This is a genomic window from Bartonella sp. 1-1C (genome assembly GCF_002810325.1).
Taxonomy (GTDB): Bacteria; Pseudomonadota; Alphaproteobacteria; order Rhizobiales; family Rhizobiaceae; genus Bartonella; species Bartonella rochalimae.
Window position 1 is genome coordinate 619,005 of the sequence record NZ_CP019489.1, and the last position, 14,627, is coordinate 633,631.

At 35.5% G+C, this 14,627-nt stretch carries 15 protein-coding genes; 6 read left to right on the forward strand and 9 right to left on the reverse strand.

The features are described from left to right. Positions 1–4 precede the first annotated feature (4 nt). On the reverse strand, positions 5–1,309 hold the full coding sequence (locus tag B11cv2_RS02835; protein ID WP_100693221.1) for a dihydroorotase: 1,305 nt from the start codon (positions 1,307–1,309) through the stop codon (positions 5–7). Beyond that, positions 1,306–2,271: an aspartate carbamoyltransferase catalytic subunit gene (locus B11cv2_RS02840; protein WP_100693222.1), complete on the reverse strand. Its 966-nt coding sequence runs from the start codon at positions 2,269–2,271 to the stop codon at positions 1,306–1,308. Before B11cv2_RS02840 ends, B11cv2_RS02835 begins: the two co-directional genes overlap by 4 nt. A 126-nt stretch (positions 2,272–2,397) precedes the next feature. Here B11cv2_RS02840 and B11cv2_RS02845 point away from each other — a divergent pair, with 126 nt between their 5' ends. After that, positions 2,398–4,026 carry an acyl-CoA dehydrogenase family protein gene (locus B11cv2_RS02845; RefSeq protein WP_100693223.1) on the forward strand — a complete coding sequence of 543 codons (1,629 nt, stop codon included), beginning with the start codon at positions 2,398–2,400 and terminating at the stop codon, positions 4,024–4,026. Here the strand turns inward: B11cv2_RS02845 and ruvX are convergent. Next, positions 4,000–4,491, reverse strand: a complete 492-nt coding sequence (gene ruvX, locus B11cv2_RS02850) for a Holliday junction resolvase RuvX (protein ID WP_100693224.1) — start codon at positions 4,489–4,491, stop codon at positions 4,000–4,002. The two genes, B11cv2_RS02845 and ruvX, sit on opposite strands and share 27 nt — an antisense overlap. A gap of 154 nt (positions 4,492–4,645) precedes the next feature. Here ruvX and gatC point away from each other — a divergent pair, with 154 nt between their 5' ends. Both gatC and gatA read left to right on the forward strand, forming a co-directional pair. Next, a complete protein-coding gene (gene gatC, locus B11cv2_RS02855; RefSeq protein WP_100693225.1) occupies positions 4,646–4,933 on the forward strand; it encodes an Asp-tRNA(Asn)/Glu-tRNA(Gln) amidotransferase subunit GatC in 288 nt (95 codons plus the stop codon). Positions 4,934–4,963: 30 nt separating this feature from the next. Further along, entirely contained in the window at positions 4,964–6,448 is a 1,485-nt protein-coding gene (gene gatA, locus B11cv2_RS02860) for an Asp-tRNA(Asn)/Glu-tRNA(Gln) amidotransferase subunit GatA (RefSeq protein ID WP_100693226.1), read from the forward strand. A 170-nt stretch (positions 6,449–6,618) separates the two neighbouring features. Here gatA and B11cv2_RS02865 read toward each other — a convergent pair whose 3' ends face one another. The 5 genes from B11cv2_RS02865 to B11cv2_RS02885 all read right to left on the reverse strand — a co-directional run bounded on the left by B11cv2_RS02865 (position 6,619) and on the right by B11cv2_RS02885 (position 11,480). Then, positions 6,619–7,329 carry an ABC transporter ATP-binding protein gene (locus B11cv2_RS02865; RefSeq protein ID WP_100693227.1) on the reverse strand — a complete coding sequence of 237 codons (711 nt, stop codon included), beginning with the start codon at positions 7,327–7,329 and terminating at the stop codon, positions 6,619–6,621. Then, positions 7,326–8,099: an ABC transporter ATP-binding protein gene (locus tag B11cv2_RS02870; protein WP_100693228.1), complete on the reverse strand. Its 774-nt coding sequence runs from the start codon at positions 8,097–8,099 to the stop codon at positions 7,326–7,328. The genes B11cv2_RS02865 and B11cv2_RS02870 overlap by 4 nt, the downstream gene beginning before the upstream one ends. Further along, entirely contained in the window at positions 8,071–9,153 is a 1,083-nt protein-coding gene (locus B11cv2_RS02875) for a branched-chain amino acid ABC transporter permease (RefSeq protein ID WP_100693229.1), read from the reverse strand. The genes B11cv2_RS02870 and B11cv2_RS02875 overlap by 29 nt, the downstream gene beginning before the upstream one ends. Next, entirely contained in the window at positions 9,153–10,229 is a 1,077-nt protein-coding gene (locus tag B11cv2_RS02880; RefSeq protein ID WP_100693230.1) for a branched-chain amino acid ABC transporter permease, read from the reverse strand. Before B11cv2_RS02880 ends, B11cv2_RS02875 begins: the two co-directional genes overlap by 1 nt. A gap of 81 nt (positions 10,230–10,310) precedes the next feature. Further along, on the reverse strand, positions 10,311–11,480 hold the full coding sequence (locus B11cv2_RS02885) for an ABC transporter substrate-binding protein (protein ID WP_100693231.1): 1,170 nt from the start codon (positions 11,478–11,480) through the stop codon (positions 10,311–10,313). 335 nt (positions 11,481–11,815) lie between these two features. Between B11cv2_RS02885 and B11cv2_RS02890 the strand changes: the two genes are divergently transcribed. The 3 genes from B11cv2_RS02890 to B11cv2_RS02900 all read left to right on the forward strand — a co-directional run bounded on the left by B11cv2_RS02890 (position 11,816) and on the right by B11cv2_RS02900 (position 13,775). Next, entirely contained in the window at positions 11,816–12,391 is a 576-nt protein-coding gene (locus B11cv2_RS02890; protein WP_100693232.1) for a cold-shock protein, read from the forward strand. Between the two features lie 95 nt (positions 12,392–12,486). After that, positions 12,487–13,005, forward strand: coding sequence for a DUF192 domain-containing protein (locus tag B11cv2_RS02895; protein ID WP_245406993.1), 519 nt, complete (start codon positions 12,487–12,489; stop codon positions 13,003–13,005). After that, on the forward strand, positions 13,002–13,775 hold the full coding sequence (locus B11cv2_RS02900; RefSeq protein ID WP_100693233.1) for an alpha/beta fold hydrolase: 774 nt from the start codon (positions 13,002–13,004) through the stop codon (positions 13,773–13,775). Before B11cv2_RS02895 ends, B11cv2_RS02900 begins: the two co-directional genes overlap by 4 nt. A gap of 42 nt (positions 13,776–13,817) precedes the next feature. On the opposite strand, the gene B11cv2_RS02905 is transcribed toward B11cv2_RS02900, so the two are convergent. Then, the gene (locus tag B11cv2_RS02905; protein WP_100693234.1) at positions 13,818–14,504 is read right to left on the reverse strand and encodes an alpha/beta hydrolase; all 687 of its coding nucleotides are present in this window, start codon (positions 14,502–14,504) and stop codon (positions 13,818–13,820) included. Positions 14,505–14,627 lie beyond the last annotated feature (123 nt).

Sequence of the window (14,627 nt, forward strand, 5' to 3'; positions counted from 1 at the left end):
AATCTCATTTGCTTTGTTGATTAATTTTAAATACTGATTGTCCCTTTACAAAAGTTTGAAGAACACGTCCCTGAAAACGAGCCTTTTCGAAGGGAGTATTTTTTGAACGTGAATGTAGCATATCTACAGATAAGACCCATGGCTCATCTAAATCAACCAAAATAAGATCTGCATAAGCACCTTTCATAAGCGTTCCAGCATTGAGACCAAAGAGTTTTGCAGGTGCTGTTGATAAAAGTTCAACTAATCGTACAAGAGGTACAGTTTCATTGTGATAAAGGCGTAAAGCTGCACTTAACAAAGTTTCCATGCCAATAGCACCTGGCGCAGCCTCTTGAAATGGCAAACGTTTTCTATCAATGCTTTGAGGATTGTGAGAAGAAGAAATAATATCTATTGTCCTATCTTTTATTGCTTGAATCATTGCTATACGATCTTCTTCTGCACGTAATGGGGGCATTAAGCGGAAAAAAGTACGATATTCACCAATATCATTTTCATTTAAAGATAAGTGATTAATAGATACACCAGCTGAAATTTTTTCACTATTTTGTTTTGCTAAACGAATAGCGTCAGCAGACATAGCTGTCGATATCTGTGCTGCGTGGTAGCGTGTTTGTGTTAGAATAGCTAGCCGTAAGTCTCTTTCGAGTGGAATGACTTCTGCCTCACGCGGAATTCCAGAAAAACCAAGCCAACTCGCTAATAAACCTTCATTCATAACGCCTTGATCAGAAAGATCGTGGTCTTGTGTTTCATGAATCAATGCAATATCGAAATCACGTGCGTAAATCATTGCGCGCCGCATCACAGCTGAATTTTGGAGTGTCTTTTTTCCTTCACTAAAGGCAACTGCTCCTGCGTCCTTCAATAAACCAAATTCAGTGATTTTTTGTCCTTGCAGACCTTGTGTGATAGCGGCAACTGGATAAATATTAACTAATGACGTTTCATGCGCTCTGCATGTAATAAATTTAATAAGAGCTACATTATCAATTATCGTCTGTGTATCAGGCATCATAAGAAATGAGGTAATACCACCGGCTGCTGCAGATTCGCTTGCTGAAGCAATAGTTTCAGGGTATTCAGCTCCTGGTTCTCCGATAAAGACTTGAGCATCAACAAGTCCAGGAAGAATTGCTTTATCTTGTGCATCAATGATTTCTGCTCCTTCTGGTATTCCTTGATTCAAAGCTTCTTTTCCAGCGGCTACAATCAGTCCATTTTCAATGATAACTGTACCAATTTCATCAATTGCGCGTGAAGGATCAACAATGCGGGCGTTTTGAAAAACTATTGGTTTTGTCATTTCTTTTCTTTACTCCAGTTATGGCGCAAATCTAATAAAGCCTCCATGACCGCCATGCGCACAGCAATACCCATTTCTACTTGTGTGTGAATCATACTTTGTGTACTATCTGCTATATCAGAAGCAATTTCTACACCACGGTTTATTGGGCCAGGATGCATGATAATGCAATCATTTTTAGCATACGCTAAGTTTTCTTTATGCAAACCAAAATAATGGAAATATTCACGAATAGAAGGGATGAAAGCACTTGTCATACGCTCCCGTTGTAAGCGTAGCATCATAATAACATCAGCACCTTTTAGACCTTCTTTCATTGTATTAAATACTTCAACACTCATATTTGAGATTCTAGGAGGGAGAAGTGTTGATGGGGCAACAGCACGAATACGAGCTCCTAAAGCATTGAGACTGATAATATTAGAACGGGCGACGCGTGAATGTAAAATATCACCACAAATTGCGACAGTTAATCCTGCAATATGACCTTTTATTCTTCTAATGGTTAGAGCATCTAATAAAGCTTGTGTTGGGTGTTCATGTGCACCATCACCTGCATTAACTACGCAACAATCAACTTTTTGTGCTAAAAGCGCTGCAGTTCCAGCGCAGCTATGGCGAATAACGAGTATATCAGGTTTCATGGCATTAAGAGTTGTGGCTGTATCAATTAATGTTTCTCCTTTTTTTACAGACGAATTACTAATAGCCATGTTCATCACGTTTGCCCCTAATCGTTTGCCAGCTAATTCAAACGAAGATTGAGTTCTTGTGGAGGCTTCAAAGAAGAGATTAATTTGTGTATACCCATGTAATATAGATTGTTTTTTATTAATTTTCTTGGAAAGAAGTACATTCTCATCTGCGCGATCAAGCAATATATTAAGGTCTTGTACAGTGAGGTGTTTAATCCCTAAAAGATGTCGGTGAGGAAAAATTGGAAAAGTAGTATTATGAGTCATAGTATTCTTTTCTATAGATCTCTAAAGAATGTAAATCATCATTTTTTAAAATATAATAAATGTTTTTAGCTGTAAAAAGGCAAATAGTCTATGATGTGAGTGATTCTAATAATAGGAATATACTATATGAATGTTGTATTCACGCAGAATTTACAGCGAAAAAATGCATTTCTTAGTGATACGCTTATGTTTCGTATTGCATCTACTTTACCTACTTCCTTATTGGCAAGCTTTGAGGAAATAGGAGCTTTCGTGGCTAGTGATGAGGCGTGGGATCTTGCACGTTTAGCTAACAGCCACCGACCCCAGTTGCACTATAATAATCGATGGAAACAGTCAAAAGAAGAATTAGATATTCATCCTTCTTATCATACTCTTCAGAGGTATTCTAGACAAGCAGGTTTAGTTTCTTCGCTTTGGGAAAGTGCGACTTCAGAGAATGGAGTACGTTATCAGGCGCGTGCTATTCGCTTGGCTTTATTGGCCGGTTTGGAAACAGGACATTTGAATGAGATCACTGTAGCAAGTGCTGCTATTGCAGTTTTAATTGGTGATATTGAACTATTTAAAAAATGGCAAGATGCACTTTTATCACGCCAGTATGATTTATCTTCTAAGCCTATTGATAATAAAATAGGCGCCTCACTGACGTGTGCTTTTGATAATATTGAGGAAAGTGAGAAATATACTTTCAATTTTCCAGCTGTTCAAAGGATTTCTTTTGATGAGAAAATGGGGCGTGATCTATACCGTTTAAACATTATAAAAACCAATGTTGTTAATCCGATGGCTGACGGATATATTGTAAGCGCAGAGATAGATGGCCTTTTAAGCTGCTTTTTAATTCCACGGTTGCAAGAAAATGGCTTATTAAATGGTACTATATTAATTCGTTATTTAATTCAGCGGTCTGGAGAATGTTCAGCTCCAGAAGGAGTTATTGAATTCCGAGGTTGTTGTGGTTGGCTTTTGGGTAACGTAGGAGAAGGAGCTAAGGTGATTAAGGATATCGAAACGATGATGCGTTTCGATCAAGCTATAATATCTGCAGGTGTTTTGCGGTCTGCACTTCAATTGAGTATAGATTTTCTTCGGAAGAAAATGCCAAATCAACCCTTTCCACCATTAACAGAGCGTATTTTTGCTGATATTGCACTTGATATAGCTGCTTCGCAAGCATTGGTTATGCGTTTAGCCCGAGCATTTGATAACGCTGTAGATAATCGTTCTGAGGCAGCTTTTGCAAGAATTATGACACCTATTATTGCTTGTCATGTCAGTCAATTAGTGATTCCAATTGTTGGTGAAATTATTGCGCAAGTTGGTATAGAGAGTTTTACGGATAGTAATCCCTTGTTGCAAATATTGCGTGATAGTCCTGCACGAATAGTTAAAAATAGTGGTATGAATCAATTGGTAAGGGATGCAATTCTTATAGGAGATAAAGCACCTGGATTATTTCAGCAATTATTAGAAAAAATTGCAGCTGATATTGGACAAGCTGGTCCACGAGCGATTGAGATTATTAAATCCGCTGTGAATATGGCTTCGACGAATGAAGGAGCTGGTAGGTTTTTTGTTGAGCAGATGGCATATGCATCTGCTAGTGCTGCGTTACGTTATACAGAAGTAGAATATATTGTAAATGCTTACATGGAAAGCCGTCTTGGAGGACAATGGAGATCATCTTATGGTATGTTGATTGCACGATATAATCCAACACAATTATTAGATATTCTCTATCCTACTGTTTGATTGCAAAGTCTTAATTCTATCGAGAGCACCCTGTAAAATGAAAGCAGCAGCAGCTGAATCAATACGTGATTTTCTCTTAGAGCGTGACATATCCATTTCTAAAAGAAGACGTTCTGCAGCGATTGTTGATAATCGTTCATCCCAAAAAACAAAAGGAATTTCTGTATATGTTGCCATATTACTAACAAAAGTTTTAGTTGCTTGAACACGTGGGCCATTGCTTCCATTCATATTAAGAGGTAAGCCAATGATAATAGCTCCTACGTTTTCATTGTTAAAAATCTGTATAAGCGTGAGAGCATCTAATGTGAATTTTTTTCGATAAATAACAGGTCGCGGATTTGAAAATGTTAAACTAATATCAGAAATAGCAATTCCAATTGTTTTGGTACCCAAATCTAAGCTTGCTATTGTCTGCCCAAGTGAAAGATGTGTTTTAACTTCATTTATGCTGATAATGGTCATCTTTATATGCTTAGAGTATTATAATATTTTCGTTAGTTGCTATAAAAAATTGGGGTGTAAATATCAATATTCTTGCGCTTATAGATGTAGACTTGTATAGCCAAAAAATGAATAGGTTAATAATATTAGAGTAAATCAAGTAGGAAAGTATAATATGTCTGTTGATAGTAAAACAGTCAAGCGGGTGGCAAAATTAGCACGTATTGCTATCCATAATGATGAAGTTGAACGTATAACAGAGGAGTTTAATACCGTTTTAGATTTTATAAAACAACTTGACGAAGTTGATGTTGATGGAGTTGAGCCACTAACATCAGTAATTCCAATGACTTTACGAAAACGTGAAGATGAGGTTACGGATGGTAATAAGGCTGCAGATATTATAGCAAATGCACCTTTAGCAGAAGAAAATTTTTTTCTTGTTCCAAAAGTAGTCGAATAATTTTTTATATTTTAAAACTCGAGAATCGACATGACCGATTTAATAACCTTAACAATTGCACAAGCTCGTGATGCTTTAAAAAAGGGAGACTTGAAAGCAATTGAACTAACAGAAGCTTATTTGAAAGCAATTGAATTGGCTAATCCAATTCTGAATGCTTATGTAGCAATAACTGCAGAACAAGCAACAAAAATGGCAGTTGAATCCGATATCCGTTTGGTGAAAGGAAAGGCTGGCATTTTAGAAGGTATTCCACTGGGAATTAAGGATCTCTTTGCAACACAAGATATACATACTCAGGCTTGTTCATATATTTTAGATGGTTTTAAACCGAAATATGAATCAACTGTAACTGCTAATTTATGGAAAGATGGAGCAGTTATGTTAGGTAAGCTGAATATGGATGAGTTTGCTATGGGATCATCTAATAAAACATCATGTTATGGCCCAACTATTAATCCATGGCGAAAAAAAGAATCAGATGAAAAGCTTGTTCCTGGCGGCTCCTCAGGAGGTTCTGCTGCTGCTGTGGCAGCTCATCTTTGTGCAGGAGCAACAGCAACCGATACTGGTGGATCAATACGTCAGCCAGCAGCCTTTACTGGTACTGTAGGGGTAAAACCAACTTATGGGCGGTGTTCGCGTTGGGGGATGATAGCTTATGCCTCATCACTGGATCAAGCAGGACCTATTGGACGAGATGTGCGTGATTGTGCAATTATGTTAAAATCAATGGCTTCCTTTGATAGTAAGGATTCAACTTCAGTTGATTTACCAGTACCTGATTATGAAAGCTATCTTGGTCAATCGATCAAAGGAATGAAAATTGGTATCCCCAAAGAATATTATATTGAAGGGATGTCTGAAGAAATTATTAATCTTTGGCAAAAAGGAATAAATTGGCTAAAAGATGCAGGAGCAGAGATTGTTGATATTTCGTTACCTCATACAAAGTATGCTTTACCTACTTATTATATTTTAGCTCCTGCTGAAGCATCTTCTAATTTGGCACGTTATGATGGTGTTCGTTTTGGGCTTCGTATACCAGGAAAAGATGTTATTGAAATGTATGAAAATACCCGTTCAGCTGGCTTTGGTGATGAAGTCAGACGGCGTATTTTGATTGGAACTTATGTTCTTTCTGCGGGGTATTATGATGCTTATTATCTTAAAGCTCAGAAAGTACGAACTTTAATTAAACGTGATTTTGATCATTGTTTTGGGCTTGGTATTGATGCTATCCTAACTCCTGCAACGCCAACATCCGCTTTTAGTATTGCAGATGAAAAAATAAAGAATGATACAATAGCCATGTATCTTAATGATATTTTTACTGTGCCAGTTAATATGGCTGGCTTACCAGGGATTTCTGTTCCTGCAGGTTTATCATTAGATGGTTTGCCTCTAGGATTACAATTAATAGGTAGATCTTTTTCTGAGGAAGTGATTTTTAAAATAGCATATATTATAGAACAAGCAGCAGGAACATTAAATGCTGAAAAATGGTGGACATAAAAGATATAGTTTATAATTTTAATGCTAATAAAACTAATTATAAATAACAATTAAATATATGAAACTTATTCGTTTTAAAGCTATTTCTAATGAGTTATGAACAAAAAGAAGCTTTTAATTAATTTCATAATCATTAGAGTTAAATAATAAGGATATAGGCACTGTAATTTTTAATTGCCAAGATATGCATCTTTGACACGTGAATCGGAAAGCACAGCTTTAGCTTCATCGTGAAATAATATTTTTCCTACTTCTAAAATATAAGCATAATTAGCAATGGAAAGTGCTGCAGATGCATTTTGTTCAATAAGAAGAACAGTTTTCCCCATATCATTAATTTTCTTTATAATCGAAAAGATTTCACGTACGAGAAGGGGCGCTAAACCGAGAGATGGCTCATCTAATATAACTATATCGGGATTACTCATAAGGGTGCGGCCTACGGCTAACATTTGTTGTTCACCACCTGACATTGTACCGCTCAGTTGCTGGGATCTTTCACGCAAGCGTGGAAATAAATCAAATATCCATTCGATATTGCGAGTAACAACAGTTTTATCATTACAGATATAAGCTCCTAGCTGAAGATTCTCTAAAACAGTAAAGTGAGGTATAATACGCCTTCCTTCAGGCGTTAATGCAATACCTAATCGTAAAATTTCTTCCGGTTGTTTTTTTATGATAGATTTGCCTTTATATATAATTTCTCCGTGAATCGATCGATTGAGGCCTACAATAGAATGTACAGTGCTGCTTTTACCGGCTCCATTCGCTCCAATTAGAGTAACTATGCTGCCTTTTTTTATAGACATAGAAAGGTCTTGAACAGCTTTAATTGCACCATAATGAACATGAAGATTTTTTATTTCAAGAATATTCATGATATATCTTCACCGAGATAAGCTTTAATAACTCTAGGATTATTGCGTATTTCATTGGGTGTGCCATTAGCAATACAACGACCATATTCTAATACACAAATATATTGACAAAGATTCATAACAACTTTCATATCATGTTCAATCAAAAGGATTGTAAGATCAAATTCTTTTTTGATTTTTTCTATAAATTGCCTTAATTCATCGCTTTCTTGTGGATTCATACCGGCTGCGGGTTCATCAAGAAGAAGCAGTTTTGGTTTTGTTGCTAAAGCTCGAGCAATTTCTAAGCGTCGTTGTGCTCCATAGGAGAGGGTGGTTGCTTTTTGATGAGCGAGATGATCAAGCTGAAGCTTTTTAAGAAGTTCCATTACATTGTTATGAATTTGTCTTTTCTCTTTAAGCGCACTTGGTAATAATAAAGCTGCATTAAACCATGGTTGTTTCTGTCGAATATGAGCACCTACCATAATATTTTGTAAGACTGTTAATCCTGAAAAAAGGCGTATGTTTTGAAACGTTCGTGCAATATGGAGCTTGCAGATAGTATAAGGTGGGAGGCCACAGATTTTTTTATTATCTAAAAGAATTTCTCCATTTGTTGGCGCATAAAAACCAGAAATCATATTAAAAATAGTTGTTTTTCCGGCACCATTTGGACCAATTAATCCAGTAATTGTTCCTCGTTTAATAGCCATATTAACATTGTTTACAGCAATTAATCCACTGAAATGCATTGTAAGATTATTGAGTGAGAGAATCGTACTGTTCATGATTTTTGCTCATTTTGAAAAGATTTCTTCTTATTAAAAGATTGGAAATCCAATTCCATGAAAATTCACGTTGGCCTAATAACCCTTTTTGCCAGTATAAGATAATTGCCAGCAATATAAGTGAAAAAATAACCATTCGTAGGCCTGGTAATCCCGGAATATTTATAAAGCCTAGATTTAATGGATTTTCAATGATACGAAGCCACTCAAGCATTATTGTAATAATAATGCTGCTTATAACGCTTCCTGTAATAGAACCAAGACCACCAGCCACAACAATCATTAAAATATTAAAGGTTAGGATAAAATTGAACATTTTGGGATCGATAGTTGAAATAAGAGCGGCGGTTAATGCACCACCAATACCTGCAAAAAATGCACCAACCGTAAAGGAAAAACAGCGATAGAAAAAAGTATTTACTCCCATTATTTTCGCAGCGATTTCATCATCGCGAATAGCACGTAAAACATTACCTGTATTGCTTTGTAATAAAAGAGTAATGAAAATTATTGTAAATGCTAACCACCCAAAATTCCACCATAACGTAGCATATTGAGGTATTCCTTTGATTCCTAATGAACCATTTGTTAAAGGTGTAGCATTGATAATGACAACACGAATAATTTCTGCAAAGCCTAGTGTTGCAATTCCAAGATAATCACCACCAAGGCGTAAAATAGGGAAAGCGATTAGCAAACCTATAATTGCAGCAGATAATCCGCTTATAATCACAGAAACAAAAAACGATAGTTGCAAATTTTTTAAGGGTTCAGCTATCGGTTCTAAAATCCACATCATTTCTTTTTGTTCAGGAGAGAGAAGAAAAATTGCGCATACATAAGCACCAATAGCCATAAAACCAGCATGTCCTAGGGAAAACATCCCTGTAAATCCATAAGTCAAATTGAGTGAAATTGCTAATATTGCATTGATAGCGATAAGATTAATAATACGCAGTGTATAGTCATTAAAATAGTTATCAGCATAAAATAAAAAGCTAATAAAAATTATAATGCTAACAAATGATAGAAAAATGTTTAATGATTTTGTCATTAAATTTTCTCCTGGTTTTTCTTACCCATTAAACCAGTTGGCATTATTAATAAGATAAGAATCAAGAGGATAAAAGCAAAGGCATCTCTATATCCAGATAAAGTTGGAGAGAAGGCAACAACCATAATTTCAATAAATCCTAATAGTAAGCCTCCAAGCATTGCTCCTGGAATTGATCCTATACCTCCAATAACAGCTGCAATAAAAGCTTTTAATCCAGGAAGCAAACCCATATAAGGATGAATTTGAGGATAACGTAAAGACCACATAATACCCGCTATGGCACCTAATGCAGAACCTATACAAAATGTAAATGCAATAATCTTATTAACAGAAACACCCATTAAACGAGTTGTTTCAATATCATATGATATTGCACGCATAGCAAGACCAGGCTTTGTTTTGTTGATTATCCATAATAAAATAATAACAAGAATGAATGAAACAATAGGAACGATGAGAGACATGGGAGCAATTCGAATGATACTCTTTCCATCCTGTCCGAAAGACCATAAGATTGGTGTTACAAGAAAATCTGGTTGTTTTACAGCTTTTGGAATGCTGCTAAAAAACATGATTGCAAGACTTTCAATAAGAAAAGAAATGCCAATCGCGCTGATAAGCACTGAAATACGTGGAGCGTTACGCAAAGGTTTATAAGCTAACTGATCAACAAAAATTCCCACTGCACCGGTAATAAAAATGGAAAAACAAATAGCTAAAATCCAAACGGGTTTAAAATCTTGCAGAGAAACTTGTGAGTAATAAATAAGTCCTGAAACAAGAATAAAAAAGATAGAAATCCAATAAACTTTTTGTTGTTTCTGAAATCCAATAAAGATTGAATAATAAATAAAAAGTGAGAACAATATAAGTAAAATAGCAACCCATGTAGGCATAAAGCTAATTGTAGAAAAGGAAAAAAAATATGCTCCCAACATTATGAGATCACCATGAGCAAAATTAATCAACCTCAGAACACCATAAACCATGGTATAACCGATTGCAATAAGCCCATAAAGTGATCCTAATGTCAGCGCATTAAAGAGATATTGAATGAACATTTCAGTGCTCATCTCTTATTCCTTATGTATTAATATGAAATATGATAGCTCTAAATAATTTAATCTTGGAATACATTAACTAAGCTTATAATTTTAATTGAGCAACTTATTAGTTTGAATTGTTTTTTGTAAGTCAGTAGACTGTATTTCGTGTAAATAAATACGTTTTCCATTTTTTATTTCAATTACACCAATAGAAGCTTGAGGATTATGATTTTCATCTATGGATATAGTTCCAAAAGGGGTTTGAAAATCTTTTAACTTACTCAATTCAGCTGTAATTTGCTCACGATCAGCACTGCCAGCATTTTCAATGGCTTGCATAAACATCATATATGCTGTGTACCCCAAAACTGAATTGATATTTGGTTGTTTATTGGGATAAGCAGTTTTCCATTGATTTGTAAATTCTTGTGCGGCTTTTGACATGTTTGGTATAGCTTCACTGTAAGGAAGTGTTGTATGCAAAAATCCTTCTGCAGCTGGTCCTGCAATGGCAATAGTTTCTGGATTATCCATAGCATCTCCTCCCATAATGCGAAATTTTGCCCCCAATTCACGTGCTTGCTTTATAATTATGGCACCTTCAGCAAAATAAGATGGGATGAATAAGATATCAGGCTTTTGTGCTATGATTTGTATAAGAGCGGCTGAGAAATCTTGGTCTCCAGAGTTATAATTTAAATTTGAGATAATTTCACCGCCTAACTTTTTGAATGAACTGGTAAAGTAACGTGCAAGACCAATTGCATAATCGTTAGATATATCTTTTAAGATAGCTGCCTTTTTGGCATGTAAAATTTGGGTTGCATAAGTTGCAGCACCTATAGCTTGATAAGAGTCAGTGAAGCATGCACGAAAATAATACTTTTTGCCTTGTGTAACCAGTGCATTTGTTGATGAAGTTGCGATAGTAGGTGTTTTTGCTTTTTCAGATACTTCTCCGCCTGCTAATGACAGTGAAGAACCATAGGTTCCAATGATTCCATTAACTTTGTCATTAGCGGTTAAACGCGCGACAGCATTGACTGATTCTACTTTATCAGATTTATTATCAATAACAATCAACTCAACTTTGCGTCCTAGTATTTCTGGAGTTTTTTTATGTGCTAATTGTATACCATCAAGTTCAAGTTTTCCTCCAAACGCATTTTGTCCAGTTAATGGAAGATAAACACCAATTTTAATAGGATTTTCTGCAGAGGCATTTGTCAGAAATGCACTTATTATAAAAGCTACGGTAAGGATCTTTCTCAATTGCATTACGCACTTTTCCTTATTGTCAGTTATAATTTTTATTATAAATTGTATACATTATCTTGAACTTTATTATCATGCAAGTTATACATCTTATAAAATTGATCAGTGTGTACGGAGTGTGTGCAAAAAGTCTTCGAGATTACCGTTATATTTATTTATGTGTGATGTGTATAAACCTTCTTGGATGAAATTTTATGATTTATGAGCTGACATTACGAAGTAGATGCGACAATATGGGGAAATCTTATCTTAGGTCTTGCTTGTTGATGTAACTACAATGTCTACTTACGCAGAAGAATCAATTTGTAGAATTCAAACCTACAGGATCACGTTTGGTTATGACAAGTAAGGATACATTAAAAGATTATTCTCCATCTGAAGATGGTCTCGATATTTGTGGTGAAATTATTGAAATTAGTGGTGTCATTAAATGGTTTGATGGCAGCAAAGGATACGGGTTTATTATTCCTGATCTTCCGAGTCTTCCTGATATATTATTGCATGTGACAGTGATGCGGCGAGATGGTTTTCAAACAGCTTTAGAAGGAGCTAAAGTTATTTGTGTTGTAAAACAAACAGAGAGAGGGCTAAAATGTATCCAAGTTAAGTCTATTGATTGCTCATCGGCTACTCATCCTTTAGAAATTCCAGTGCGTACACATGTTGTAGTAACTCCTGAAAGTGGTTTAGAGCGTGCAATTGTTAAGTGGTTTAATCGCGAAAAAGGATTTGGTTTTCTTAGTCGGGGGCAAGGAACAGAGGATATTTTCATTCATATGGAGACATTACGTCGTTTTGGTTTAGCGGAACTCCGTTCTGGTCAGGTTGTTCTTGTGCGTTTTGGTAAGGGAGAAAAGGGCTTGATGACAGCAGAAATTTATCCTGATATAGCGCTTCCATTTGTTACAAATTAAATTTCTAATATTATTAAGGGGAAGTATCATCTCTGTTTTTTTTAAGTTGTGTAATTTATCTTAAAGGAAAATAGTAATGATGCAGGATAAGAGTTTTGAAATTTTTAAAGAAAAAACAAATTATTCAATTTATTCTATTTTTAGCTACTAATATTTCAAGTGCGGTTATAGCAGGAAAGCCTATAGAGATTCCTATTGATCGAACTTTTTTAATAATTAATACAGAACGGAATGCGATTTTTTATGAGGTAGAGATTGCATTTTCACAAACTCAAGCGAGCGCTGGTTTGATGTATCGTACTGATTTTCCTCGTAATCGTGCTATGTTATTCAAGAATTTTCTTGGTAGTATGCCAGAAGATAAACAAGAAATGTTTATGTGGATGTCTCATACATCTTTACCTTTAGATATAATTTTTTTAAATTCAAAGGGAGTTATTGTTTCAGTTGTTGAAAATACTCTTCCATTTTCAAAAAATATAATTTCGTCAAAAGTACCTGCAGCTTTTGCTATAGAACTTAATGCCGGTGAGGTTGCTGATAAAAAGATACAGCGGGGTCAATGTGTGATGCATCCTGTTATTTATGAGAAATGTGAAAGTAATAAACTATGACAGCAGAAGAGATTCGATTTTTTGAACATGATGGTTTGCGTTTTGCTTACTGTGAAGAAGGACAGGGTGCTCCTATTTTATTGATTCATGGTTTTGGATCTTCTGCGCGTATAAATTGGTATGCAACAGGTTGGTTTCGTACTCTTATTGCGGCAGGCTATCGTGTTATTGCTTTTGATAATCGTGGCCATGGTGATTCGGATAAGATCTATGATCCTTTATTTTATACACCTCAAGCTATGGCTAGTGATGCGGTTAAATTGCTTCAACATTTAGAGTTATCCAAGGCCCATGTTATGGGATATTCTATGGGAGCTCGAATTAGCGCATTTATGGCTCTTTTGTATCCGACATATGTGCATAGTGTTATTTTTGGTGGTTTAGGAATTGGTATGGTAACGGGGGTAGGTGATTGGGAGCCTGTTGCTCAAGCTCTTTTAGAAAAAGATGTTTCAGCAATTACTGATCCTCGTGGTTTGATGTTCCGTAAATTTGCAGAACAAACTAAGAGCGATAGACGTGCTCTTGCTGCTTGTATCATGACATCAAGACAAGAATTAACAGAGCATGAAATTTATAAAATTAAGCAGCCTGCACTCGTTGCAGTTGGTTCATTAGATGAAATTAGTGGTGAAGCTGAGCCATTAGTGGCTTTATTGCCACATGGTGAGGCACTACAAATTCCTGGGCGTGATCATATGCTTGCTGTTGGAGATAAAGTTTATAAAAAAGGTGTTATCGATTTTCTTGCTCGTCATCCTATTGTTTAATTATTGTTTAAAAGATATTCGAGATATTAAAGAAATAATCTATTATTTTAAAAGTGCAGGTATTTTACGTGGAGAAAGAGTTGATAAGTTATTTGCAATATGCCTATCTAAATATTGTCCACATCGTTCAATAAGTTCTTCATTATATCCACTAAAAAAGTGGTTAGCTCCTTTTAGGATTTCTTGTGTAATAGTAATTCCTTTTTGCATTTTTAGTTTATCGACGAGATTTTGAACATCTTTCGAAGGCGCGACTTTGTCGATATCACCGTGAATGATTAAGCCGGATGAAGGACAAGGAGCAAGAAATGAAAAATCATAAATATTTGGTTGTGGAGCAACTGATATGAAGCTCTCAATTTCAGGTCTGCGCATGAGAAGTTGCATTCCAATCCAAGCACCAAACGAATAACCAGCTACCCAACAGTTTTTAGAATTAGGATGCTGTGTTTGCACCCAATCAAGAGCAGCGGCAGCATCTGAAAGTTCGCCTATACCATAATCAAATTCTCCTTGACTTCGACCAATGCCACGAAAATTGAAACGCAGTGTAGTAAAACCACGTTGTTGAAACATATAAAATAAATCATAAACAATTTTATTATTCATTGTTCCACCGAATTGAGGATGAGGATGTAGAACAATCGCAATTGGTGCATTTTTTTGTTGAGAAGGTTGATAACGTCCTTCAAGACGACCTGTGGGACCATTAAAAATGATTTCTGGCATTAAATGCTCCTTAAAAGCTATGAATGTTTTCATTGACCTTGGTCGAATTTTACAATAAAATCCACCTTGTTTAGGTATTTTTTTTAATTAATTACTAGATATCCTTTTTTGAAGGCGTTTTTC

What these genes read in the sequence shown, in the direction of transcription:
- B11cv2_RS02890 (WP_100693232.1), top strand. Translation starts at nt 11,816, where the DNA reads ATGACAAGTAAGGATACATTAAAAGATTATTCTCCATCTGAAGATGGT.
- gatA (WP_100693226.1), top strand. Translation starts at nt 4,964, where the DNA reads ATGACCGATTTAATAACCTTAACAATTGCACAAGCTCGTGATGCTTTA.
- B11cv2_RS02905 (WP_100693234.1), bottom strand. Translation starts at nt 14,504, where the DNA reads ATGCCAGAAATCATTTTTAATGGTCCCACAGGTCGTCTTGAAGGACGT.
- B11cv2_RS02865 (WP_100693227.1), bottom strand. Translation starts at nt 7,329, where the DNA reads ATGAATATTCTTGAAATAAAAAATCTTCATGTTCATTATGGTGCAATT.
- B11cv2_RS02840 (WP_100693222.1), bottom strand. Translation starts at nt 2,271, where the DNA reads ATGACTCATAATACTACTTTTCCAATTTTTCCTCACCGACATCTTTTA.
- B11cv2_RS02835 (WP_100693221.1), bottom strand. Translation starts at nt 1,309, where the DNA reads ATGACAAAACCAATAGTTTTTCAAAACGCCCGCATTGTTGATCCTTCA.
- ruvX (WP_100693224.1), bottom strand. Translation starts at nt 4,491, where the DNA reads ATGACCATTATCAGCATAAATGAAGTTAAAACACATCTTTCACTTGGG.
- B11cv2_RS02885 (WP_100693231.1), bottom strand. Translation starts at nt 11,480, where the DNA reads ATGCAATTGAGAAAGATCCTTACCGTAGCTTTTATAATAAGTGCATTT.
- gatC (WP_100693225.1), top strand. Translation starts at nt 4,646, where the DNA reads ATGTCTGTTGATAGTAAAACAGTCAAGCGGGTGGCAAAATTAGCACGT.
- B11cv2_RS02880 (WP_100693230.1), bottom strand. Translation starts at nt 10,229, where the DNA reads ATGAGCACTGAAATGTTCATTCAATATCTCTTTAATGCGCTGACATTA.
- B11cv2_RS02875 (WP_100693229.1), bottom strand. Translation starts at nt 9,153, where the DNA reads ATGACAAAATCATTAAACATTTTTCTATCATTTGTTAGCATTATAATT.
- B11cv2_RS02870 (WP_100693228.1), bottom strand. Translation starts at nt 8,099, where the DNA reads ATGAACAGTACGATTCTCTCACTCAATAATCTTACAATGCATTTCAGT.
- B11cv2_RS02900 (WP_100693233.1), top strand. Translation starts at nt 13,002, where the DNA reads ATGACAGCAGAAGAGATTCGATTTTTTGAACATGATGGTTTGCGTTTT.
- B11cv2_RS02845 (WP_100693223.1), top strand. Translation starts at nt 2,398, where the DNA reads ATGAATGTTGTATTCACGCAGAATTTACAGCGAAAAAATGCATTTCTT.